The sequence below is a fragment of the Anaerolineales bacterium genome (genome assembly GCA_015075625.1).
In the GTDB taxonomy this organism is placed as follows: Bacteria; Chloroflexota; Anaerolineae; order Aggregatilineales; family UBA2796; genus UBA2796.
In genome coordinates, this window is sequence record JABTTZ010000001.1 from 723,891 (window position 1) to 748,428 (window position 24,538).

The 24,538-nt window shown below is 57.6% G+C and carries 19 protein-coding genes; 8 read left to right on the top strand and 11 right to left on the bottom strand.

Going from position 1 to position 24,538, the window contains the following annotated elements:
* Nucleotides 1–21 precede the first annotated feature (21 nt).
* Both HS103_03030 and HS103_03035 read left to right on the top strand, forming a co-directional pair.
* Entirely contained in the window at nt 22–1,059 is a 1,038-nt protein-coding gene (locus tag HS103_03030; GenBank protein MBE7511777.1) for a hypothetical protein, read from the top strand.
* Nucleotides 1,056–2,216 carry an iron-containing alcohol dehydrogenase gene (locus HS103_03035; GenBank protein MBE7511778.1) on the top strand — a complete coding sequence of 387 codons (1,161 nt, stop codon included), beginning with the start codon at nt 1,056–1,058 and terminating at the stop codon, nt 2,214–2,216. The genes HS103_03030 and HS103_03035 overlap by 4 nt, the downstream gene beginning before the upstream one ends.
* A 7-nt stretch (nt 2,217–2,223) precedes the next feature.
* Here the strand turns inward: HS103_03035 and HS103_03040 are convergent, their stop codons facing one another.
* The 8 genes from HS103_03040 to HS103_03075 form a co-directional block, all read right to left on the bottom strand.
* Nucleotides 2,224–4,086: a hypothetical protein gene (locus HS103_03040; GenBank protein ID MBE7511779.1), complete on the bottom strand. Its 1,863-nt coding sequence runs from the start codon at nt 4,084–4,086 to the stop codon at nt 2,224–2,226.
* Between the two features lie 42 nt (nt 4,087–4,128).
* Nucleotides 4,129–4,851, bottom strand: coding sequence for a protein phosphatase 2C domain-containing protein (locus HS103_03045; GenBank protein ID MBE7511780.1), 723 nt, complete (start codon nt 4,849–4,851; stop codon nt 4,129–4,131).
* Nucleotides 4,848–5,318 carry an NADAR family protein gene (locus tag HS103_03050; protein ID MBE7511781.1) on the bottom strand — a complete coding sequence of 157 codons (471 nt, stop codon included), beginning with the start codon at nt 5,316–5,318 and terminating at the stop codon, nt 4,848–4,850. The genes HS103_03045 and HS103_03050 overlap by 4 nt, the downstream gene beginning before the upstream one ends.
* 86 nt (nt 5,319–5,404) lie before the next feature.
* The gene (locus HS103_03055; GenBank protein MBE7511782.1) at nt 5,405–6,169 is read right to left on the bottom strand and encodes a VWA domain-containing protein; all 765 of its coding nucleotides are present in this window, start codon (nt 6,167–6,169) and stop codon (nt 5,405–5,407) included.
* Between the two features lie 67 nt (nt 6,170–6,236).
* Nucleotides 6,237–7,160 carry a hypothetical protein gene (locus HS103_03060; GenBank protein ID MBE7511783.1) on the bottom strand — a complete coding sequence of 308 codons (924 nt, stop codon included), beginning with the start codon at nt 7,158–7,160 and terminating at the stop codon, nt 6,237–6,239.
* A 222-nt stretch (nt 7,161–7,382) separates the two neighbouring features.
* Complete coding sequence (locus HS103_03065) at nt 7,383–8,555, bottom strand: aminotransferase class I/II-fold pyridoxal phosphate-dependent enzyme (GenBank protein MBE7511784.1); 1,173 nt, start codon at nt 8,553–8,555, stop codon at nt 7,383–7,385.
* 170 nt (nt 8,556–8,725) lie between these two features.
* Nucleotides 8,726–10,831 (bottom strand): LCP family protein, encoded by a 2,106-nt coding sequence (locus HS103_03070; GenBank protein ID MBE7511785.1) that lies wholly within the window; start codon nt 10,829–10,831, stop codon nt 8,726–8,728.
* A gap of 113 nt (nt 10,832–10,944) precedes the next feature.
* Nucleotides 10,945–12,840 carry a hypothetical protein gene (locus HS103_03075; GenBank protein MBE7511786.1) on the bottom strand — a complete coding sequence of 632 codons (1,896 nt, stop codon included), beginning with the start codon at nt 12,838–12,840 and terminating at the stop codon, nt 10,945–10,947.
* A 120-nt stretch (nt 12,841–12,960) separates the two neighbouring features.
* Between HS103_03075 and HS103_03080 the strand changes: the two genes are divergently transcribed.
* Nucleotides 12,961–13,128: a hypothetical protein gene (locus tag HS103_03080; GenBank protein MBE7511787.1), complete on the top strand. Its 168-nt coding sequence runs from the start codon at nt 12,961–12,963 to the stop codon at nt 13,126–13,128.
* Between the two features lie 18 nt (nt 13,129–13,146).
* Here HS103_03080 and HS103_03085 read toward each other — a convergent pair whose 3' ends face one another.
* Nucleotides 13,147–14,574 carry an LCP family protein gene (locus tag HS103_03085; GenBank protein MBE7511788.1) on the bottom strand — a complete coding sequence of 476 codons (1,428 nt, stop codon included), beginning with the start codon at nt 14,572–14,574 and terminating at the stop codon, nt 13,147–13,149.
* 175 nt (nt 14,575–14,749) lie between these two features.
* Here HS103_03085 and HS103_03090 point away from each other — a divergent pair, with 175 nt between their 5' ends.
* From HS103_03090 to HS103_03100, 3 genes are read left to right on the top strand one after another with little or no spacing between them, the layout of a single operon-like run.
* Entirely contained in the window at nt 14,750–15,544 is a 795-nt protein-coding gene (locus HS103_03090; GenBank protein MBE7511789.1) for a hypothetical protein, read from the top strand.
* Nucleotides 15,545–15,548: 4 nt separating this feature from the next.
* Nucleotides 15,549–16,295 (top strand): hypothetical protein, encoded by a 747-nt coding sequence (locus HS103_03095; GenBank protein MBE7511790.1) that lies wholly within the window; start codon nt 15,549–15,551, stop codon nt 16,293–16,295.
* 13 nt (nt 16,296–16,308) lie between these two features.
* Nucleotides 16,309–17,121 (top strand): HAD family hydrolase, encoded by an 813-nt coding sequence (locus tag HS103_03100; protein MBE7511791.1) that lies wholly within the window; start codon nt 16,309–16,311, stop codon nt 17,119–17,121.
* Between the two features lies 1 nt (nt 17,122).
* Here the strand turns inward: HS103_03100 and HS103_03105 are convergent, their stop codons facing one another.
* Nucleotides 17,123–18,433 carry a glycosyltransferase family 39 protein gene (locus tag HS103_03105; protein MBE7511792.1) on the bottom strand — a complete coding sequence of 437 codons (1,311 nt, stop codon included), beginning with the start codon at nt 18,431–18,433 and terminating at the stop codon, nt 17,123–17,125.
* 53 nt (nt 18,434–18,486) lie between these two features.
* On the opposite strand from HS103_03105, the gene HS103_03110 reads away from it, so the two are divergent.
* Complete coding sequence (locus HS103_03110; GenBank protein ID MBE7511793.1) at nt 18,487–19,629, top strand: Gfo/Idh/MocA family oxidoreductase; 1,143 nt, start codon at nt 18,487–18,489, stop codon at nt 19,627–19,629.
* An 89-nt stretch (nt 19,630–19,718) separates the two neighbouring features.
* On the opposite strand, the gene HS103_03115 is transcribed toward HS103_03110, so the two are convergent.
* Nucleotides 19,719–21,089 (bottom strand): extracellular solute-binding protein, encoded by a 1,371-nt coding sequence (locus HS103_03115; GenBank protein ID MBE7511794.1) that lies wholly within the window; start codon nt 21,087–21,089, stop codon nt 19,719–19,721.
* A 697-nt stretch (nt 21,090–21,786) separates the two neighbouring features.
* On the opposite strand from HS103_03115, the gene acnA reads away from it, so the two are divergent.
* The gene (acnA, locus tag HS103_03120) at nt 21,787–24,522 is read left to right on the top strand and encodes an aconitate hydratase AcnA (protein MBE7511795.1); all 2,736 of its coding nucleotides are present in this window, start codon (nt 21,787–21,789) and stop codon (nt 24,520–24,522) included.
* Nucleotides 24,523–24,538: the final 16 nt, after the last annotated feature.

Here is a 24,538-nt window from a genome sequence, read left to right on the forward strand (position 1 = left end):
ATGAGGATGATCGGACAACCTGTGTCTATCACAAATCGAACGAAAACCCCACCGCAAGGCGGTGAGAATCCCTCCCCCCGCCGCCGCCTGCTCTATTTCCTGATCTTTGGGATGGTCATTGCCCTCATTGCTGGCGGGGGGTTCTTTCTTCTCTACAACGATGTAACCAACCGCTACAAGGGTGAGCGTCACGACGCCGTACCCGTCGCTGCTGGTGTGACGCTCACTGCTTACCTTCACTTTGAGGAAGCAAACGTGTTTCCCATTGGGATTACCGCCGCTTCCAACGGCGATCTCTACTTGAGCCTGTTTGGGAGGAGCGCGGTGAAGCGGGTGAGCGACAGCGGGCAAATGACCACCGCCGTTCCGCTCACCGCCCCCGGCGCAATCACCCTCGCCCCTGATGGAACGCTCTATGTCATTGATTATTCCGCGCCGGATTTTCGTGCTTTGGGAACGCTCAAGCGCATAACGCCTGATGGGATGGTTCGTTTCCACGCCGAGACGATCAATCAGGTAGGGCTGCCTCTTTTTGCCGACCTCGCCCTTGACGAGGTGGGGAATCTCTACGTTTCTGACCCCGACAAGGGCGTGATCTGGCGCGTGACGCCGGAGGGGGCAGCGCTCGTTTGGTGGACGATTCCCCTTCTGGGGACGACGAAAGCACAGCCTATTGGGCTTGCCTATGAACCTAGCCGCAAATCCCTTCTCATTGCCGACGCCGGAACAGGGACGCTCTACCGCGCTGCCTTGACGGATTCTGTTCCTGTTGGCGAGCCGCTCTACCGCGCCGCTGGGGTTAACTTGCGGACGGTTGCCGTCGATTCCGCCGGACGTATCTATCTGAGCTTGTGGCAAGGCGATAACGGTGTCGTGCGCCGGCTTGAACCAGACGGCACGCTGACGACGATTGCTGAAAAATTCCGCGCCCCCTTAGGGATGCTTGCCAAAGGCAGTGTGTTGTACGTCGTCAATTCCGACATCACCGGACTGATCGATCAGATCGGGGACAAACCACCGTTCACTGTAGATCGTCTTGACCTGAGCGTCCTCCCATGACGACGCTCTCCTTTGAATTTGCCACCGCGACGCGGATTGTATTCGGGGCGGGGAAACTTGCCGAGATCGGCTCACTGGCAAAAGGATTCGGGCGGCGGGCGCTTGTTATCACCGGAGGGACGCCCGCCCGCGCCGAAGGGCTGCTAGGGCGTTTGCACGCCGCAGGTGTGCTGAGCATCCCCTTTTCTGTGGTTGGTGAGCCGACGATTGCTCTGGCAGCGGCAGGCGCGGCGGCTGCACGGGAATCGGCGTGCGATCTCGTCATTGGCTTTGGTGGGGGGAGCGCTCTTGATGCGGGAAAAGCAATTGCTGCTTTCGTCACGAACAGCGCTCCGCCGCTGCGCTACCTTGAAGTCATTGGCGAGGGAAAAGCCCTTGAACAGCCACCCTTGCCTTATATCGCCATTCCCACCACTGCCGGAACAGGCGCCGAAGTGACCCGCAACGCGGTTCTTACCTCCCCGGAACACAAGGTGAAGGTGAGCTTGCGCAGCCCGTTGATGCTTCCCCGCCTTGCCCTTGTCGATCCCGAACTGAGTTACGGACTCCCCCCCGCCATCACCGCCAGCACGGGACTTGACGCACTAACTCAAGTGGTTGAACCGTTTGTGTGCAACGCCCCGAACCCAATCACCGATGCGCTTTGCCGTGAGGGAATTCAACGAGGGGCGGCGTCGCTGCGCGAGGCATATGCAAAGGACACTCCCCGCGCCCGTGAAGGGATGGCGCTTTGCAGCGTGTTGGGGGGGCTGGCCTTAGCGAACGCTCGTTTGGGTGCGGTGCATGGTTTTGCCGCGCCGATTGGGGGGATGTTTTCCGCCCCACACGGGGCAATCTGTGCGGCACTCTTGCCGCAGGTCATGGCGATAAACATTGCTGCCTTGCGCAGCCGCGCTGCGGAAAATCCAGCCCTTCATCGTTATGAGGACGTTGCCCGCCTTCTCACCGGAAACGCGGCAGCAGCGGCGGAAGATGGGGCGGCATGGGTGGCTGATCTGGTGAGCGCCCTCGCCGTTTCGCCCTTAGCCAGCTATGGCATTGGGGTGGACGATTTGCCCGCGATTGTGGCAAAGGCACGCGATGCCAGTTCGATGAGAGGCAACCCCCTTCCCCTCACCGATGAGGAATTGACCGAAGTGCTTGTACGAGCGCTCTGAGAGAGGCTTAGAGCGTCAGCAAGAACAAGCGATCATCGCGCTTGACCAACAACCCATCTTGGTAGGCACAGAGCGCATCTCCCTGCCCAACGAAGGTTTCCGTTTGGGTGAACACCTTGCCCCGTCCCCCGTTCAACCGCTCTTGGACGATTCCTACATCGGACGCCCGCAGCAGAATACCTGTCATATAGGCATGTGCCTCCAATGGATCGAAATCCTCGGCTTTCACCGTGCGGGCGTTTGCCAAGCGCCCCTTCAGATCAACCTCATCAAGGCGCACCTGTTCCACCCCGTTGATCTGTGTATGGCGGGCGATTAAGACACTCTGCGGGGCAAAGTATGCGGTTATGCTGAGGACAACCTCACCGCGATCAAGAGGTGTCACCGCCGCATCGATGCGCGTTGAGCCATCGAGAAGGAAGAACGAATAGGCGCTGTAGACACGGAAGCAGCCGATCACGCGATCCATGTCGGGGGCAACCTGTATCCACGTTTGATTTTCGGCTGCTGCCATCACCGGCTGTTCTAACAGGTTGCCCTGTTCGATAGACCCGCGCATCAGATAGCCCCCCACAAGGCGATAGAGGTGGCGCGTGCTTGCCCCAAACATCGGGGCATTCCCACCATAGCGCCCCGTCGTCGTCTTGAGGATGCCCACCGGTTTACCTGTGCTGCAATCGACCACCATCAGGTCGTCACTATCGGGCGCGGGCGAAATGATGATCATATCCTCCAAGAAGGTGAACCGCGCATTGGAAAGGGCATCAAAGAGGACGACGCGCTGTGTCGCGCCATTCCCTATGCGGTAGTAGATAAAGCGTTCGTTCTCGCGGGCGATCAGGCGGATCGTCTCGCCAGATACCTTCCATGCCACAATATTTCCCCCCGCTTGGAAAATCGGACGGCTGCCAGCAACTTGCCCGCCAAGTTTCGGCGTGGGCGGGGTGGGCGATGCCGCTGCACAGATGGGGCATTGCGCCCGACTGTCGGGGTAGCTTGCCCCACAATTGGCGCACTCCCGCAGCCCATTGAGGTAATCACAAAGCGCTGCTTCAGGGAATACCATGCGTTTGCCGGCAGTGAAGAATGTCTCAAAGCAGGTGATCAACTCATCGGTGAGCAGTTCTGGCGCGTAGGCAATGCGCGGGTATTTGACCTGTGCATCGAAGACGCTGATCCGCCCTTGCGCCCGCCCGATGAGCGTTGTCACGAGGGGATGAACGCCACCGTAGGGGTGCGTGAGTAAGAGCGACTTAAACAGCAAGACGGCGAAGGAGTACCAATCATGTTCCGGTTTGAAGATCGGCGCTTTGTCCAGATCAACGCCATAGAGAAGCGGATCGAGGAACGCCTCCGTGCCAACCATACAGGGGTGAGCGCCATATTGAAAACTATCGGTGTCAATGAAGATCATCTCTGTGGGCGCTTTTCCCGCCGCCCCATTGAACATCAGGTTGAGATCGTTGAAATCGCCAACGACCATTCCTGCCTGATGGATCGCCTGAAGCGTTCGCCATGTGTCAAGGAAAAGCGCCGTCACCTCCCGCGCTGTAATGCCGCTGGTGGCGCGGTAATTCTTTGTGGAAAGCCGTCGCACCTCTACATAATTCGGGTCTAAGAGCGCCATAGTGAACCCAACCACAGTTTTCGCGCTTTTGTCAAAGGTGAGCGTGCGGGGGGCAATCACCTGGTTGGGTAGGGCAGCACAGGCGGCAATCATATCGCGCAGCTTCCGGTCACGGGCGGGGGTGGGCTGGCTATAGACTTTCACCGCATCGCCCTTGTACCGGAAGATTGTCGCCTCGCCGCCCATCCCAATCACATCTTTATCGGACAAATTGACTCGTTTGTTGTCAATGGTGACGTTCATGGCTGCCTTCCCTTATTCCCTGCGCTATCTGGTGCTGTTCAGCTATGCCCCGATTCGTTCCACCGCAATCACCGTAGCATCATCACGGAAACGTTTTTCTTGGCTGGAAAGAACGTTCAGCCAACGCTGGACTCCGCGTGGGTGGGCTTTTCCCCACAGGTTAGGGAGAACGTCTGCCTCGAAACCATCCGTTGCGATGGCAACCCGCGCCCAATCTGAAGGGAGGGGGTAGATATCGAACCCGCTTGGTAGCGCTGCCTCTGCCAGCACCGCTGGATCAACAACGTGGTAGCCGATGTAGCTTGGCGTGTTATTTTCGTCGCGGCGAATCATCCGGCTATCCAGCACAATGAGTCCATCACCAGCGGCGAAGATAACCCCGCCGGTGGGTGTGATCACGACGCCAATCACGGTGAAAAGCAGGTAATCGCGGACAAAGCCCGGACGGTTCATCGGGTCTACAGCGCTGACGATTCCCTCTAAGAAGCGGATTGTTTCGGCATAGATCACATCTGGCAGTCCCTCTAGGGCGATTCCTTCCGCCAACGCCCGCGCCACCCGCCCGCTAATGAACTGCGCCGCCAACGCCGCACCCACCTCCGAACGCCCCCCAACGCCGCAGCCATCACAGACAATACCAATCACCGCATCCGCCTGTTCAAGCAGGGTGTAGGCATCCTGACAGTTCATCCCTCGCAAAATATGATCGCGCCCTGTGACTTGTCCAGCGCGGGCGCGCAGCCGAATGTCCGCCGTCGTGGTCACTGTGTTCCCTCCGTTGTCTGTGTCTGTCCCTCTTGTTCACGAAGGATCGCCCGCACCGCAGCGAGGATCACACCGAGGCGGTTTTTTCCCGTGCCGTTCGTCCCAATGCCCCAGTAGTAATCCTTTGGCGCGTTCTCCACGAGCGCCTCATCGCCCGTTCCCAAGAGGATGGCGCGAATCGCCTCGTTTTGGCTGAACTTTGCCAAGACCGCCGCTTGCATAATCGCTTCCTTCACGCTCTCCCAATCGGGACGGAGTGGGCGTTTTCGATCCCGCCCCATCAACGCCGCCTGATTAGGCGTCTTTGCCAATCGGATTCGTTCGACATGCTCCGTGCCAACAAATTTCTGAGCTTGGAAGTAGTGTTCACTCGTTTTCCAGTACACGCCATCAAGGGTGAAGCCATGTCGGGAAAAGTTCGAGAAACAGCCGTGTTCCCCTGTTGTGGAATAGAAATAGATGGGCATAATCGTTTATCCTCTCAGAGACAACGCATCGAACGCCTGCCTTTTGTAGGGGCGCATGGTATACGCCCTACAAAAGAAAGAAGGTACTACGGGGTGAAGAAATTGTTCCCCGTCGGCTGGATTTTCGCCTGACTTGCCTTGATGATGCTGCCGCTGACCAAGTTTAAGGCTTTGCGAATTTCCTTCGCGCCCGTCCCCGCCGTCATCAGCGAGGGGAAGCCCATTGCTTGGGCAATCTGGGTAAACATGGGTTCATCGCCAAAGCCGACGAACGCCAGTGAGTAGTATTCCTGCCGCAGCAAGTCGAGCGCTACAGTGCGGACGCTTGCCGCCGAATGACCGCTGCTGTTATCGCCACCATCGGTGACGACGACGACGATGCAGCGCGTCCGAATCCCGTTGTTGCGCAAATCCTGCCCATAGCCAACGATTCCAGTGAAGCTGTCCATCGTCGCATCATAGAGCGCCGTCCCGCCGTTGGGGGTGTAGTCCTGTGCCGTCAGGTCTTTCACGTTGTCAATGGGCGTGTAGTTGAACAGCAGCGACGGGCTATTCGCAAATTTCCACGCGCTAACGAGGATGCTGTCTTTCGCTTTGCTATCGTGCAGCGCCCGCATCATCTGGTTGAAGGCGTCGATCACGTCGTTACGAACGCTGTCCATCGAGCCAGATTCATCGAGTAAGACAGCGAGCAGTGTCACATCATCGGTGTTCAGATCGTCTACCTGCGCACCCACACAACCGAGTCCGGTCTGCCCATCAAGATTCTGCACCAGCAGGTCAACAGATTGGCGGCTCAGCCCATTCGATTGGGCATTTTGAAAAAGGGAATGAAGGTTTTGGCTGGTCATTGGTTTGTCTCCAAGTAGGGGCGCATCGTATGCGCCCTCATAAGTAGAATAGTGGTGGGAAAAGCGGTTAGCCGATTTTGTCGGTGGATTTCACCAGCTTGACACCCTTCGCCACGAACTGTTGAATGGCTGCCTCGGTTGCCTTCTCAAAACCCGGAATGGAGGAGGTGCAGTCATCCAAGAAGCGCAGCTTGCGGATCACCTCTGGGTGGGCGGCGAAGTGACGGACGACGCTGTTCATCGTCTCCAACACGCAGTGTGAACGCGCCTGCCCCGCCACATAAATCAAGTCAAATTGGGCGACCATCTCCAGAAAGCGCGTATTCAAGCCGCCATCGGGGTGCTTGGGATACTTCACCTCTGGCTCAACGACGCTGTAGAACTCCGTGTGGGCAATCGTCCCCTTCGTCAGGAAGGTGGGCTGTGCCATCCGCGCTCCACTGTGGTACATGATTGCCTCGGTAAGCGCCGGAACAAGCGCCCGTCCCGTTGATCCTTCCATGCAGTGGAAGGGCCAAATCATTAGCTGCTTCTTCCCAACGTTTTCCAGTTCATCAAGGTACTTGATCGACCAAATCGGTTCGGTAATCGGTGTCCAAATCCCCTTGCGCACATCGTCGGCGCTAATCGCTGTGAAGGGTGCGGGGCGTTCACCCCTGCTGTTCTTCCACCACGAGGGGTAGAAAATCTGGAAAGGCGTATGGGTATCCAACGAGGCGGCAATCTGGGTGATCTGGTGGGCATTGCGATAAAGCCAATCTACCGTGCGTACCGTGTCATCCACCGCCCCCGGCACAGAGAGATTGCCGATTGGCGCGGGAAAGACAAAATCAACTTGCATATCGATTAACCAGGCAAGGACGCGAGTGCCATCAGCGCTGGCGGGGGTTTGGAAGTCCGCGACGCCCATTTCGTAGGCACGCTGCATGTTCGGTTCATACATCGTACCAACTTTGCGGGGGTCAAAGAGAGCCATCGTAGGGGTGGTCATGATCGTTTATCCCTTCAAACTGTGCTTGTCATTTCTGTTCATGATTACAGTGTAAGGGATTCATCTGACAAGGCTATGGCGGCGGTTTGAAAAAGTTCTGAACAAAATCAACTGAATAAAAAGGACGGTATTTAAGCCGTCCTTTTCGCCACCATCTGTAAGGGGCTGAATGCATCTACATCAACCCTCTTTATTTTTACTTACTGCCGTTTACTTCTTATCCTATCTCCGTACCCTTGTCAGACGTTCTGCCGCTGCTGTGAGTGTTAAATCCTGTTTGCAGATGGCAAATCGCGCCAGATGTGCCACGCGGTGCTTTTCGGGTGGGGTGTAAAAGGCGCTCGGCGGGATGCACGCAACACCCACCTCACGGATCAGCCATTCGGCAAACTGAACATCGTTTGTCACGGCGGGGGGCGCTCCCGAACGCCAATCGACCATGACGAAATACCCCCCTTGCGGGGTTAGGGGGGTAAACCCCGCCTCCCCCAAAACGCCCATCAGGTAATCGCGCCGCCGCTGAAAGGTGCTGTGCAATCCTCTAAAATAGGCGTCGGGCAGGTGGAGGGCGGCGGCGGCGGCAACTTGGAGCGGCGTGGCAACGGCGTAGGTGATGAACTGATGCGCTCTGTTCACGGCTGTCACCAGCGCGGGCGAGGCGATCACCCACCCAATTTTCCAGCCCGTGACGCTGAAGGTTTTGCCCAAGCTGCTGATCGTGATCGTCCGTTCCGCCATGCCGGGGAGCGTCGCCAGCCGCAGATGAGGCGTGCCGTCGTAAAGGATGTGTTCGTAGACTTCATCGGTGATGGCGATCAGGTCGCGGGCTTGGCACAGGCGGGCAATGTCCTCTAATTCCGCTCGGTTATAAACCTTTCCGGTGGGGTTGTGCGGGGTGTTGATAATGATCGCCCGTGTGCGGGGGGTGATTGCCGCTGCAAGTTCGGCGGGGGTAAATGCCCAGTCTGGCGGATTCAAATAGACATAGCGCGGACTGACGCCGCCCATCGTCATGTTGGGGACATAGCTATCATAGGTGGGGGCAAAAACGATCACCTCATCACCCGGGTCGGTCACACCGAGGATCGCCGCAAACATCGCCTCGGTTGCCCCCGCAGTGATCAACACCTCGGTGGCGGGGTCGATCTGCTGCCCATAAAAACGGAGGGCGTGCTGTGCCACCGCCTCCCGCGCTGCCTGTGTGCCAATGCCCGGCGCATACTGGTTTTGGGCAGAGCGAAGGGCGTATTCGGCGGCGGCGATCACCTCGGCAGGGGCATCGAAATCCGGCGCACCTTGCCCTAAGTTTACGGCATTGTGCTGGCGGGCAAGGGTGTTTATCTCAGCGAAAATGGTCGTCCCAAAGGGGGCGACACGGGCGGACATTCCGGGCATACAAACAGCCTCCCTTCGGGTGCGGCACAAGAGTCTATCGGCAACGTATCCTCGGCACCCACCTGCCGGACTGAAAACAGATTTGGGGGTTTCTCTGGTCTCAGCCCCGTGCTTTAGCACGGGGACAAGACGCCTACCTTGTGGGTCAACATAATCATTGGCGGCACACGTTAATTCACCGCTGTGCCAAAGCCCGGTGCGCTGCACGGGTTGTAATCCGCGCCGAGGACAATCTTGAAGGATACTGTGGCATTGGGGTCGGGTTGGCTAATCACCGCGCTTGCCCGCACATTCAACGCCCGCAGCATCCGCTGTAACGTCTGCGGCGAAGCGCCCCCTGTATAGTCATAGACCACCGTCTTGGGGGCAGCCTCCAGCACCCCGCCCGATGTAGCGGCAAAGCCCCCCCATCCTAAGGCGTCAATCGCCACCCGTTCCAAATCGGGGACACCAGAGCCATTGATCACTTCCATTGCCCCTAAGGATTCGGTTATCCGATTCGTCGGCGGCGTATAGAAGTTTAAGAGGGTGTTTGCCATCCCCTCTGGGATCGGGATTTGAACAGCTTCGTTCTGCGGGGTTGTCCAGCCATCCGTCTCCCGCCCCTTGACCATCGTAAACTGGGTGATGTTCGCCGGGTTCAAGTTCAGCGCAACAGGCAGCAGTCCGATAATGTCTTGAAGTTGGAGGTTTGTCTCCACAATCTGGGTTGCTTGTCCCCACAGTTCGGGCGCTTTCGCCAGCAAGCCCTGATCGCGTGCCTCCCGCCAGATTGCCCGCAAAATTTGCTGTTGGCGGCGGTTGCGGTCAAAGTCGCTCGTCCCGGTACGCATCCGTGCATACCACAGCGCGGTGATCCCATCCAAGCGGTAATAGCCCGGCGTCAGTTGGAAGTTCTCTTCAAAGATTGGGGCGTTTTGGGCGTCATATTGACCGGTGAATTTCGGACCCTTAATGGGGCAATCCACCGCCAGCGAAACACCGTTCAGCGTGTCGATGACCTGCTTAAACCCGTTAAAGCTGATCCGCGCATAGAAATGGATCGGGATGCCCAAGTTGTAGAGGATCGTCTCTTGGAGCAGCCCAAACCCGCCATTTGGCTGCCACCCAACGGATTCCCCCCATGTATAGGCGACATTGATCCGCTGCATCCCTAAATTGGGAATACACACGAACAGATCGCGGGGGATGCTCAACATGGCGACAGTGTTTGTCGTCCGGTTGACGGAAACCACCAGCATCGTATCGGTGCGGAAGGAACGTTCCGTCGGGTCGAGATCGGAATCGCTGCCGATCAAGAGGATATTCATAATGTCGTAGGTGCCCGCTTGCAGCCGTGCCGCACGCGGTGGGATCGCCGTTGGTGGGGTACTTTTCCCTTCGCAGGCATCACGTCCCGGCACACGGGGCAGGGTGCTGGTTGCTCCGGCGGTTGGCAAGGCGGCAATGACCGTCGGCGCAATCGTTGGAGCTTCGGTGGGCAGCACCGTTCGGGTTGGACGGCGCGTGTTCGTCGGCGGCGGCGTCACGGCGATAAGCGTCGTCCCCATCGTCTCGGTTGCCGTCGGCGGGAGCGGCGTTTCGGTCAGCGTGGCGGTGAATGTTGCGCTCGCTGTATGCGTATGGGTCGCTGTTGCCGTGTCCGTTGGGCGCTCTGTTGGCGTCAGACTCGGTGTGATGGTTGGCGTCGGTGGTGGCAGTGTGGGTGTGACACTTGACGTGGCGCTTGGCGGGATCGGTGTCTCCGTCGGAAGAATCGCCGCCCCTTGCGGCGTCGCCGTCATAATAGTCACTTCGCTGATCAGCGTTGGTAGATCGGTTTGTGTCGGTTCCCCTGTTGGGCTATCGGGGGTGGGCGTCGCTGAGGGTGGCAGGGGGGACGCAGTAATTGTTGGTGTGAAGGTGGGTGGTTCGGGGGAAGGCGTCGCCGTCTCCAGTGGGCGTTCGAGGGGCGTCTCAAGAGGCGTCTCAAGAGGCGTTAGCAAGCGCTCACTGATCGCCGTTTCTGTCATGGAGAACACATCGAGAGCCGTGGTGGGCTGTGTCGTTGGGAGCGGAGAAGCAAGGCGAGTGGCATTGAGAAGGGCTAACGCGGTGGCTGTGCCGGGGTAAACAATGCTCTGCGCTGTTTGTGTGGCGTATACTGCCCTTCGTGTGTTCAAATCGCGTAGACCATTTAGCGCGAGATGCGCCAAAAGGATGATGGTGCCGATGCTAATGAGCGTAAACACGCCCCGAAAAAACAGCCCAAGATAGCCAAACAACCGTTGTCTCATGACACCCGCGCTTATATACCAATGTGGATAGCGCCGGAAAGAATAGCGGAAAACAGCCGAATTTGCGAGGGTTCGTAGGGCAAACGCCTAATCTATCGCACTGAATTTTCCTCTCAGCCAAGCCAATGAGCAGCAATAACCATCCGCCGAATCAGGGTCAGCGCAAAAGAAGACTCCCACCCTGCCTCATACGCCCTATAATCAGGCAGCCCTCTGATCCGCCCCGCAAGGTGGCGTACTTCGTCAAGATTCAGAATAGATACAAAGCCTTCTAGGTCAGAATCAAACAGCCTATCTACGAACGGGCGTGCCGTTGTCAGTAGATCGTGGACGAGGGAGAGGGCAAAATCGCTCTTGGTCAAACGCGCCCGCACCGATTCAGGGAGCATTTCCGCCAGCGCCCGCCGTGCCAATGAACGGGTGACCCCGCTGCGCATTTTTTGTTCTGGCGGCAGCGCCAAACAAAACCTAACCAAATCGAGATCGTAAAAGGGGTGGCGCATGGCGATCCCCGCCGCCCCGCCAATGGCGTCGATCTCTGCTAAGAGGATTGCCCGCCGCGCACGCCCTAGCCCCTGATGGTGTGCGAGATGCTCCATGCGGGGGGCTGGTTCTTTCCAACGGGGAATGGTCAGCAGTCTATCGTTTGCCAAAAGACGTTTACGCCAGCCATAAAGCGGATCGCTCTGGCGCGGTTTGAGGATGGCGGCGGCGGTATTTTTGGCAAGGCGACGGGTTGTCCCTTTCCCCAACCCTCGGCGGAGCATCTGCATCCCTTTCAGGTAGGCAGCCAACCGCCCTCGTTTTAAGAAATGGGCAAGCGCATCCCGCGTTTTGTAAAGGTAGGCATGGGCTGTTGTCCCCCGTAACGCCGCTGCCGCCTTTGCCTCCCGAAGGAAGGCATCCCAATCCCCTTGTGCGGCTAATTCGTCAAGGTATGTCCAGCCGTGTGAAAGGACGCCATCACCATCTTCGCCATCAAGCATCACGCGGACGCCGAGATCGTGTGCCGCCCGATTGAGCGCGAGGTGCGCTGCCCCGTTCATGCTGAAGATAGGCTGTCCATGTGCCTGAAGCAGCCTATCTAGATGATCAAAGGCGCTCCCTTCGGCAACCTCGTGATGGATCAAACCACCCGTCGCTGCCACCGCACGGGCAAAGGGGCGTTCATCCCGTTCGGGCGTGTTGGGGGGAACAAGGTGAAAAGCGTGCAGTGAGCCGCCCTCAGCCGCCTTGCTGCTGGATAAGATTGACCGTGCCATGACGGTGATCAGGCTTGAGTCCAAGCCGCCGCTCAGATGTGTGCCGATGGGCTGCGGCGGGCTAGCGAACACCTCTCCCATTCGCCGTCGTACTGCTTGGGCAAAGTGTTCCCGAAAGGCTTCTTCATAGGCGCGGTCATCGGGCAAGCGAAGAAAGCCTTCCATTGGCGGGAGGGGAGTTACTCTTACCTGCGGGGTGCGCTCGGCTGCCCCGATTTCAACAGAACCGCCACAGGGAATCAGGGCAATGTCGCGGTAAAAGGTGAGCGTTTCTGTGTCAAGGTTCAGAAGGTAGGCGGCAAGATGAGACTCATCGATCCGGCGGGGAACATCGGGCAGCGCCAAAATTGCCCCTAACTCCGTAGCAAAGGCGCAAAAAGATCGACAAGCGTAATAATAGACGGGGCGTGCGCCAAAGTGGTCGTGCGTCAGGGTGAGCCGTTCCGTCGGGGCATCCCACAAGGCGGCACTGTATTCACCGGGGATGTGCTGTGCCGTCTCCGTTCCCCACCGAACAAGCCCTTCGTATAAGACGCTATGAGGTTGGGTGCTGCTCACAGCGAGGAATAGAGAGGGGGGATCGCTCTCGATCCGAAGTGAGGCATCCTCACCAAAGGCGGCAAGATGAACGCCACCCGTGATCCATGTCTGGGCAGTCCCTCGGTGAGCAAGCGCTCCAATCATCGCCTGAAACCCGTCGAGAGCCGGTTGGCGATCCCAACACACGAACCCACAAAGTGCGCTCATTGGAATGTGAGTTGCGTACCGCGAGGGAATTGTCTATACTGATCACAATTAATCTGATTGGGGTTCATCCTATGCAGACTATCCAAAATGATCTGGGATAGGGAGTAAAAGGGATCATCCATGTTTATAGAACCGTCCCCATCTGCTCCAAACACAGCAGGCAAGGCTATCAAAAAGCACTACACCACGCCAAAATTAACCACCTATGGTACCTTGGCACAGCTTACCCATGATACGCTCACCGGGACGATCATTGACGATACCGATTTCAACCGTCCCGAAAGCTAAATCGGCGGAATATCACTATCATTGCGCCAAATCTTTTCCGACGATCAAGACAATATCGGCGGGGGGGTTTGGCTCCGAGCCGGCAGTGATGATCGTATTTGTCAGCCCTAATACTTCGGCAAGATAGCGAGCTGTCTTGAATTTGCTGCCATAAACACGAATCTCACTCTGTCCGTAAAGACCGACGCCTTCGGCATTCCCCACCCCTACAATATTAAACCCCGCCCCCACAAGGCGATCTCGCGTCCGCCCCGCCAACCCATCGATTCCCGCCCCATTCGCTATATAGATGGTCGCGTTTTCTTCCGATGCCTGCGGGTTGCTGGGACCGCCCTGCCCGGTGGTGAACAGGTCGCCCACAAGTTGGTAGATTCCCTCATAGAAGGGCGTCATGACCTGCTCACCAGATTGCAGTGTCGCCGGAAGAAGCTGCCCGCCTTTTTCCGTCTTGATTGTCAACACCGCAGATTTGATTTCCTTTACATCTTGGGCAAGAGAGGCTAATTGAAGCGCCTCCTCAAAGGTGAGATTCGTCTTGATGTTTTCGGCAAGGGCACTCCAAATCTCTGGCGCACGCCCAATCAGAGTCGATAGCCCGCCAAGCGTCAACACCTTGTCTTTCACTGCCCGAATCACTTCTTGTTGGCGCTGCGCCCGTCCAATATCATCTCCCGCATTGTGACGCACCCGCGCATATTGCAGCAGGCGTGTGCTGTCCAATTCTTGACAGCCGGGTTGAAACTCGACGGTGATCACCCCGTAGGTTTCTGTATCTGGGTAGTTGGCATCAAAGATGCGATCCGTCGGGCAGACCTGGATCGTCCCAATGGCGTTGATCAGCGTCTCAAATGCCTGAAAATTGATCAGGACATAACCCTGAATGGGAATGCCCAGAAGGTTTTCGACTGTTTTCACCGCCAACGCTGCCCCCCCGCCTGGGTATTCGTTCAGATCGCCAATATAATTCGCCGCATTGATTCGGTTTGGCGAGAGCGGCGCATTGAATCCCGGAATCTTTACATAGACATCACGGGGGATGGAGAGCATCGCCGCCTGTTTGCTGATCGGGTCAACACTGAGGACGATCAGCGTATCGGTGCGGAAGGGTCCCGTCTCTTGGGGGCGCTGATCAATACCGAGCAGGAGAATCGTCACCCGTTTCGGATCATTCCAGGTGGGAAGCGCCGTCGGCTCAACAGGGGCGACGGCGACGGGCGTTCCATCCGTTCCTGACTCGGTGGCAAGGGGGGGCGGCGTCTCTGTGTCGGCGGCGATCAAGGGGATAGGCGTTGGGCGGATCGCCCCTACTTGCGGCGGTGGGGGAAGCTCAATGGGAGATTGAAGTACCACCGTTTTGACGCCGTTGTAGGCGGCAAACGCCCCTCCCACCGTCAGCATCGCGCCGACAATCAGAATGACCAACACAAACAAAGGCGAAATACGCATCCGTGATTCCATCCCCTAAGCAACTAACGCGAACGCGCTGGCATTATAGCCGAAAGTTGATGAGGGATCATGAGAAGGATGATGAGAAAATGCCAGAAAATGCTCTAGTATTCGCCTCCTGCCGCACGTCGTGGTAGAGTCAACATTGGGCATTCACAGGAGGGCTGAGAGCGCGATGGACGGACGAACACGGTTGGGGGGACTGATTCTTCTCATTCTCTTAGGTGGTTTGGTGGGCTGTACCCCACCCGTCCCCACCGCAACCCTGCGCCCTGTGGCGTCTCCCACCCCGCAGTTGTTCGCCACCGTTGTCGTGACGCGCCTTTCGGCAACCAACTTGCCCACATGGACTCTCCCGCCAACCTTCACCCCGCGTCCAACAAGCACCCGCCTACCCACGAACACACCCATTCCCTCGCGCACCCCGCGCCCATCTGCCTCCCCCGTTGGCGGCGAGCCTGGGATGATCAGCAAAGATGGGCGGCTCACCGTTGCCTGGACGTTGGACAGTCTGAACGCGGCACTCGCAATGGAACTACGCGAGACATGGTATACGGGTGAGATCAATGTTGAGCCGAAGGCACGCCTCAGCAAAGAATCGCTGCTCCTCGAGGTGAACTTTAACGATTTCACCACAAGCGGCATTTCCGCCGAGTTTGAGTTCAAACCGCGCATCTTGAGCGGTCAGCTTTACCTCGTTGTTCAGAAAGTGCGCACCACCACTGGCGGAGGTTTGACAACAGCCCGTGTGGAGCTAGGCACGGAGATGCTGCGCCGAGCGCTGATGATGCGCGTTGTTCCCGCCGCCATACGGCGCTTTGAAAAGGATATCGCCACCTTTGATACGCTTGGGGTCACCCTCACCGAGACCGGCGGCACATTCACCGTGCAAATTACCGGAACAGCAACAGGGACGCCAACTGGCACGCTGACGGAAACGCCCACCCCATCAGCGACGCCCACCCCCTAACCAGATGAGCGGCGTCAAGGCACGACGGGGGTTGTGGTGGGGCATTGCCCTTTTTGCGCTGATCAGCATTTTGCTCAGCGCCTGTGGCGGGCAGCCGCCTGAACCCACCGTGCCACCCGCGAGAACTGTCACCGCGACGGTTGACGCCACGCCTACAGGGAGCGGGAGCATCACCCCGCCTCCCACAATCACCCTGCTGCCAACATGGACGCCCGCCGCATCGGTGACACCGCTGCCCACCCTTCGGACGCTCCCCTCGCCCACGCCGCTCCCCCCAACGGCAACACTTGACCCTGCCGGCGAAGCACCCCCTGCTATCCGCCCGAACACGGCACGCGGGCGCGATGTGATCCTGACACGGGCGCAGATTAACGCTGCCCTTGCCCGCGCCTTTGACTCCGCCCCTTTTTCATCCTACAGCGCCGCCCCAACGATTGACTTGGGCTTTAATTTCCTCACTCTCAAGGCATCCCTGATTCCCTTAGGCTCACCTATTGGGGCGTCACCCATTGAGGCGGAACTGATGATCCAGTTCCGCCAGCCGGGGGGCTATCTGGAAACCTATCCCGTTGAGCTTGTCCCCCTCGATGCGCGTATTGGTACACGCCTGATCAAAGCCAGTGAGGGGCTGTTGCGCGATGTGATTTTGCGTTTACTGGAACGGGCAGTCGAAGGCGAGATCGTATTCGTCAGCGCGGTGACAGTCCGCCCAGAGGCGCTGACAATCACTATTGTTCGGCAGGGAGAATAGGAGCATACCCGTCGTGAATTCTGCGGCAAGCACCATCTTGTTCATCGATTTGGATGGAACGTGCATGGTAAATCCCTTTGCGCGGCAAGTGTTCCCTCGTGTCATGGGGATGCTCTCGCAGGCATGTGCGCTCCCCCCCGAAAATCTGCTGCGGCAAGTCCTTGCCGAAAACGCCCACCGTCAGACGCTCCCCAATCCCCTTTCCGCCGCCTGGGTATGGGATTGGGATCAGATTGTCCAAGAAATTGCCGGACGGCATGGCATCCCGCTAGGGGTAATCCCCCTCGATATATGCGCTGTCCTTGCCCGCCAGTATGCCGCCCCGCCCGACACGGCAACCCTTGACGAGGCAGAAGTACACCTGTGCGCCCTTCGCGCCGCGCACCGCGTTTTGAATGTCGCCTCGATGGGCTTAAATGTCTACCAACGCCCCGTCTTGGATGCGCTTGGTCTGACGGAGTGTTTCGATGACTTCCTGATGCCCGATATAACTGGTTTTCAAAAGACAGAGCGGGGTTTCTTTGCTCGCTACCTAGATGACCCCGCTGCCCCACCGCACCGCTGCTACATCAGTGTGGGTGATAATTTTATGCACGATGTTGCCGCCCCAAAACGCTTGGGGTTCAGCGCTGTGCTGCGCCTTCCCGTTCCAGAGCTAGAATCCCTTTCGCCCTTTGAGCGCCCCGCCCACATTGAGCCATTTTCAGCGCACATCCAGCGTTACCCTGCCGAGACCGGAGGGGTTCTCCCCGACGCGGTGATCGTCCACCTGAGCGAATTGGCAGAGGTGGTGCGCGTCTTAGAAGCAAACGCGCCAACGGGCTAAGTCAGTTCGGCGGAGATGAGTCCGCCGGAGGTGGAAAAAACGCCGCCCCCACCAACGGGAAAAAGGCAGCTATCCCCGCCAAGCCGTGCCGCGTATCCAATACCGCCGTTTGAAGCGCCACCGCTAAGCCAATGACGACAACGAACAACAGCCCCAAAACAAAGAGATGTGTGCGTTTGCCCCGCCGCCACAAGCGCACACCCCCCACCGCCGCCCCTAGAATCATCCCTATGTTGATCACTCCCCCTACAGGACGAGGAAAAAAGCTGTCATCCGGCGCGACGGTCAAAATACGCCAGATACCATAAGGCGTGTTCAGGATATACCACTGTGGGTATTTCAGGATCGTCTCAAGGGCAAGTGTGCTGATCACCGCATGTTCGGCGGGCGTCGGTTGGTAGTAGTCCCAAATCGCCACCGGCGAGATGCTTTCCAATGGGGGGATAGCGTTCCCCTGTCGCCGCTCAATCTCTTGAATATAGCGGGCGTAAATAAGCTCAACGGGATCGTCCGTTGCCCGCCGTTCGGAGGAGGTGGCACGCATAAAGAGGAGCATCCACTGTCCAGCAGTGGAAAAGGTGGGAATTCCCCCATACACCGCATTGCGCAGTGTGGGTAAAACAAAAGGCAGGGCGGCAATTGCCACCCACATAGCCACAATAGCAGCCCGTCCATACAGCCGCCACGTCCGACGCAGCCGCCAAAGGATAATTGCCACAAGCAGGAAGGGCAGGACAATCGTCGCTGAGCGTCCCAGATTTGCCAGCGCAAACAATGCGCCAGCAATGAGCAGATCATGCCACATTGGGCGCTTCAAAAAGCGGGCAAAAAAGACCAGCCCATAGACGAGGAAAACCATCATGAGCGCGTCCGTCATGTAACAGACGCTTGCCGAGATCATCGCTGGATAACAGGCGGCAGCCAGCCCCGCCACGAATGCCCCTCGCCCAGATAAGCCGATTAGATGGGCAAAGCGGTAGATCAACAGACAGGTCAACACGTTCAGAAGGAGGTTGATCCCAATAATCACGATGGGGCTTTCCCCCACCACCGCATAGATCGCGCCGGCAAGGGCGGGAAACAAAAACGGGCGCGGGAGGAAGGTACTCGGACTCAGATCGCCAATCAGGTAAACATGGTGTGCCATACCGAGGTATGTTCCGGGATCGCCCCCACAGCGTGGGGCGGGATCAGCCTGTTGAATCAAGTACACATTTACAAAGGGAATCCCTCGCAAAAGGAGGGCGAGAGCGGCAATCATCAGCAGATGTGCCAACTGTGAGCGGGTCTTGGGGGTAGGGATTTCATTCATAAGCACACTATAATACCCCGCGCCAAAGGGTCATTTTTTTGGGAGATTATGGCATGACACAAACAGCAGCAATCATCGGAACAGGCTTTATGGGGCGTGTCCACACAGAGGCGCTCCGGCGGGTGGGCGTCACCGTCCTCGGCATATTAGGATCATCCCCAGAGAAAAGCCGTCAAGCGGCAGAGTCGTTCGCCATCCCCCACGCCTACCCCCATGTTGACGCCCTCGCTGCCGATCCATCGGTGCAGGTCGTTCATGTAACCACCCCTAATAAGGATCACTTCTCCCAATGCGAACGCCTTTTAAAGGCGGGCAAACATGTCATTTGCGAGAAGCCGCTCGCGATGAACGCCGCAGAATCAGCGCAGTTGGTCGCCCTTGCCGCCGCACACCCCACCCTTGTCGCCTGTGTCAATTACAACCTTCGCTATTACCCCATGATCCAACACTGCCGCGCCATGGTGCGGGCGGGCGAAATTGGGACCATCCTTGCCGTGCGCGGGGCATATGTCCAAGATTGGCTGCTCTACCCAACGGATTGGAATTGGCGGGTAGAGGCAGCGGCGGGCGGCAAACTGCGGGCAGTGGGCGATATTGGGACGCACTGGTTGGATATGATCAGTTTCATCACCGGACTCACCGTTGAATCGCTCTGCGCAGACATGGCAACCGTCCACCCCACACGCCGCAAACCCCGCCACACGGCAGAAACCTTTCAAAGTGCTGGCGCACAAACCACCGACGATACCCGCGTCGATACCGAAGATTGGGCGAGTGTCCTGCTCCGTTATGCGGGCGGTGTGCGGGGGGCAATGAGTACCGGACAGATCACCGCCGGGCGCAAGAATTCACTCAGCTTTGAAATTTCCGGCTCAAAAGGGGCGCTGGCGTGGCATCACGAAAACCCCAACGAACTGTGGATCGGGCGGCGCGATACGCCAAACGAGGTAATCATCAAAGACCCAAATCTGATGCGCCCCGAAGCGCGGGACTATGCCAACTATCCGGGAGGTCATGCCGAGGGCTATTCGGAGACCTTCAAAGAACTCTACCGTGCGGTGTACAGGTACATTGCACAGGGCGATTTCGCCGCTCCGCGCCCGTTCCCCACCTTTGCCGATGGACATCAGCAGATGTGCCTGTGTGACGCCATCCTTGCCAGCCACGAAGGGCATGGGTGGGTGACGGTAGGCTGAGAGGTTCGGGGGAATCAAAAACCCCTTTTCCCGCGTGCGGGAAAAGGGGGTGATCTCCGTCCGACGCTTTCGCGCCGGAATCACCTAGTTTACTTGCCGCCTGCTTCATCCAGCAGTTTGTTTGCCGCTTCGTCCAGCGCCTTCAGCGTTTCGGCAACATCCGCGCCATCGAGGATGTTATTGAACGCCTTGCCCGCTTCGCTGCGGACGGTCTGGTAGACGGACACGCCGGGTTCTTCGTTCGTGCTGCCCAAAAGGTCAAAGACCTGCTTGTAGGGAGCGCCTGTGCCTTCTTTGGCAAAAACCTCGCCAAGCGCATCTGCCGCCGACTTGCGCACGGGGAAGTAGTTTGTCCCCGCCGCCCAGAGTGCCTGCGCATCGGCTTCGCTGAACCAGCGCATGAACAACCACGAGGAAAGAATTTCCGCCGGGGTCTTGCCCTTGCTAACTAACGAATTGCTTGCGCCGTAAACATTCTGGATCGGTACATCCCCATAGCCCGGGATCGGACCAATGGCGAATTGGAAGGGCTTCTCAGACTTGGAAATTGCATCCCACACGAAGGGAATACCAGAGGATGAACCGGTGTAGAACAGCGACTTGCCATTGGCAAAGCTGTTCTGGTCGGCGTTGCGCTCTGGGATTTTCTTCGCACAGCCTTCAGCGATCATCTCCTGCATCACGGTGGGCATTTCGGTCACGTTTTCGTAGGTGAACCCGTTTTCCGCATCATACATGTTGCTGCCCGCGGCAAATGCTGCCGCTGCAAGGAACGAAGCATCCGTGCGCACCATGTACCCATCACGATTGGCGGGGTCAACGGCGACGAACTTACAGGTAACTTCCTTGAATTCTGCCCACGACTTCGGCGGCGCATCGTAACCGAGTTCCTTCAGCGCGTCGGGGTTGTAATAGAGCGATTCCATCGAACGGTAGGTGGCAAAGCCGAGGCGCTGCCCATCGAAGGCACTGCTCAGATCGCTGAAGAAGAAATTCACGAAGAAATCGTCCTCAAAGTCCTGAATGCCAATGACCGGATCGCTGAACAAGGGGTTCATATCAGCCAACGCGCCGTCGTTCTGATAGACAGTGGCTTGGTTCGGGTAGGCTACAACAATGTTTGGCAGTTCGCCTGTCTGCAACCCGGCGGTCATGGCGGTGAAGGCGTTGTCGTAATTTTCCTTCGTCACTGCCTCTGCCGTGATGCCAAAGGGGTTTTCGGCATTGAACTTCTCAACGAGACTCTTGACAACTTCTTCACGGCTGCCCGTGTGCTGGTGCCACCAAACAATTTTTGTACCCTTCACATCAACGCCCTTGAAGTCGCCATCAGCAAGGGGCAAGCTCAAATCAAAGGTCTTTACATACTTGCTCGTTTGGGCGTGGGCGTTCCCACCAACCATCCCAAACAGGACGGCGGCGACGAGCGCAACCACTAACATAAGATTGAATTTACGCATGGATACAATCCTCCCAAAGGGTAGACGTTCTCATTCGTTGGGGATTTCTTTCCTCAACTACGTTTAGAGAGCATACCGAAATGATGTTAAGAGTTTGTTAAATATTGCGCGGGCTTGATTAATTTCTGAGAGTAGTTTCGTTGTCGTCACGCCGTATTCATTGTGGGCTCCCCACTCCCAAAGGGCAGTCCAAGCCGGAAGTTCCCTCAAGCCTCTTGTGGAAGAAGGGGGTAGGGGGATGAGGGCTCCCGCCTAACGTCTAAGCATGTTTTGCGCCAAAGAAGGGAGAAAAACCTGTGCCACTACGCCTTTAAGCCCTGTCGGGGCGGTTAGCCATAGCCCGCTACTTTTAAGGCGGGCGTTCCCCCGACGGGGTGAGGGTTTGCGCCCAAAAGGGTGGGTGGGAGGCACAGCCTCCCAAAGAGTCTATCCCCCCTCTCCCTGTCGCGCAGCGGAAGGGAGAGGGGGTGAGGGCAACGGATGCTTGATGCGCCCACATTTGTTGCGGTAAAGGCAGTAGAAAAACCCGTAGGTATGCGCCATGCCGCTTTTTCACTGTGGCTGTATTGAGACACCTTACACACATCCGAAAATCATTATCGATACGCCACCCTTCCCAATCTGGGTTAAAATAAAAATACACCTATATTTTTTAACGACCCCGCGACGACACACGGGATCACCGAGAGGAGCCCCAATGACCTCCAACCCAATGGATCGGTTTGGCGCACGCACCGCCTTTGAAACGGGCAGCGGTTCGGCGTTCATGTACCGCATCAATCGCCTCGAAGAACTCAAGATCGCGCCCGTATCCCACCTTCCCATCTCCATGAAAATTCTTCTCGAATCCGCCCTCCGTAACCTAAACGGCTATGACGTGACCGAGGATGACGTAGTAGCGCTTGCCGAATGGAACGCCAAGCAGCCCGCCTCCCGTGAAATTCCCTTCATGCCCGCCCGTGTTCTCATGCAAGATTATACCGGCGTCCCCTGTATGGTTGATCTTGCCGCTATGCGCAACGCCATGGTGCGGGCAAAGGGCGATCCTGCCCAAATCAACCCCCTTGTCCCCGTCGATCTCGTCATCGATCACTCGATTCAGATCGATGAATTCGGGACACGGCAGGCGCTCCAACTGAATTCCCAAAAGGAATTTGAGCGCAACGGAGAACGTTATGAATTCCTCCGGTGGGCGCAGAAGGCGTTTCAAAATTTCCGCGTTGTGCCGCCCCGCAGCGGGATCGTCCATCAGGTCAACCTTGAATACTTGGCAAAGGGCGTCGTCTTGCGCCCTGAGAGCGGCGCACACGTCGCCTTCCCCGATAGCCTTGTGGGGACGGATTCGCACAGCACGATGATCAATGGCTTGGGCGTCATTGGCTGGGGTGTGGGCGGCATCGAGGCAGAGGCGGTCATGTTGGGGCAGCCCTACTACATGCTGCTTCCCGAAGTAATCGGCTTCAAGCTCACCGGAAAACTTCCCGAAGGGACAACCGCCACAGACTTGGTACTGGTTGTCACCCAGATGCTGCGCAAGAAGGGCGTTGTCGATAAGTTCGTTGAATTCTACGGATCGGGCATTAGCCAAATGTCCCTCCCCGATCGGGCAACCATTGCGAACATGGCGCCAGATTTTGGGGCGACAATGGGCTTCTTCCCCGTTGATAGCGAAACGCTCCATTACCTCCGCCGGACGGGGCGTACCGAGGCGGAAGTTCAGCTTGTAGAGCGCTACACGAAGGCGCAAGGCTTATTCCGCACCGATGACATGCCCGAACCCGTTTTCACCGATCATGTCGAGTTGGATTTGGGCAGTGTTGAGCCAAGTTTAGCTGGTCCCAAGCGCCCCCAGGATCGCGTCCCGTTGGGGCAGATGAAGCAAACCTTCCAAGATGCCCTCCGCGCCCCCGTCGATAAGCGCGGCTATGCCCTGAACGAGGAAAAACTTGCCAGCGTCGCCCATATCAAAAACGGCACGGAGGCTGAGATAACACATGGGGCGGTGGTCATTGCGGCGATCACAAGCTGCACGAACACCTCAAACCCATCCGTTATGTTGGGGGCGGGGTTGCTGGCAAAGAAGGCGGTGGAGCGCGGCTTAAGCGTCAAACCGTATGTCAAGACCAGCCTTGCACCCGGCTCGCGGGTGGTCACCGAATACCTCACTGAGACAGGACTAATGCCCTACCTTGAGCAGCTTGGCTTTCATGTCATTGGCTATGGCTGCACAACCTGCATCGGCAACAGCGGACCCCTGCCCGTCTATGTGGGGAACGCCGTCAAAGAACACGACCTTGTGGCAAGTGCCGTCCTCAGCGGCAACCGTAACTTTGAGGGGCGTATTCACTCCCTAGTGAAGGCGAACTACTTGGCATCGCCGCCGCTGGTGGTTGCCTATGCCATTGCTGGCACGGTGGATATTGATCTTATGAACGACCCCCTCGGCTATGACGGCGACGGTCAGCCTGTCTATCTGAAGGACATTTGGTACACCCAAGCCGACCTTGCCGCGCTGCTGGAGACTGCCACCAACCCAGAGGTGTTCCGCCGTCTCTACACAGGGATTGAGGATGCTAACGAGGATTGGAACGCCATTCCCAACAAAGGCGACATGCTTTTTGCGTGGGACGGCACATCCACCTATATCCAAGAGCCGCCCTTCTTTGAAGGGTTCAGTCTAGAGGTCAACCCCTTACGGAATATTCAGCACGCTCGCTGCTTGCTCCTCTTGGGCGATTCGATCACAACCGATCATATCTCCCCCGCCGGGGACATTGCCGAGAACAGTCCCGCTGGCGCTTACCTCATCGAGCGCAATGTGACGAAGGCGGATTTCAACCAGTACGGCACACGGCGCGGCAATGACCGGATCATGCTGCGGGGGACGTTCGCCAACATCCGCATCAAGAACCGCCTGTTGAAAAACCGTACCGACCTCTCCGACAAGCAAAAAGAGGGCGGCTTTACCGTCCACCTCCCAAGCGAGGACTACCTCTCCGTCTACGATGCGGCAATGCGCTATAAGGGGACGAACACCCCCACGATTGTCATTGGTGGCAAAGAGTATGGAACGGGGAGTTCCCGTGACTGGGCGGCGAAGGGAACGGCGCTTTTAGGCGTCAAGGCAGTGTTGGTCGAAAGTTTCGAGCGCATCCATCGCGGAAACCTAGTGGGGATGGGCGTCCTCCCCCTTCAGTTTAAACCCGGCGAGAATGCCGAAACCTATGGCTTGACCGGCTACGAGACCTTCAGCATTGACGGTATCAGCGATACGATGCAGCCTCGTGCCGATCTCACCGTCAGTGTCACCCGTCCTGATGGCAAAACGTTCAGTTTCACCGTGATTGCCCGCCTCGACTCCGTTGTGGAGATCGATAACTACCGCAATGGCGGGCTGCTGCCCTCCGTCTTGCGCAACATCATGAAGGGCTAAACACACCACGTTCACC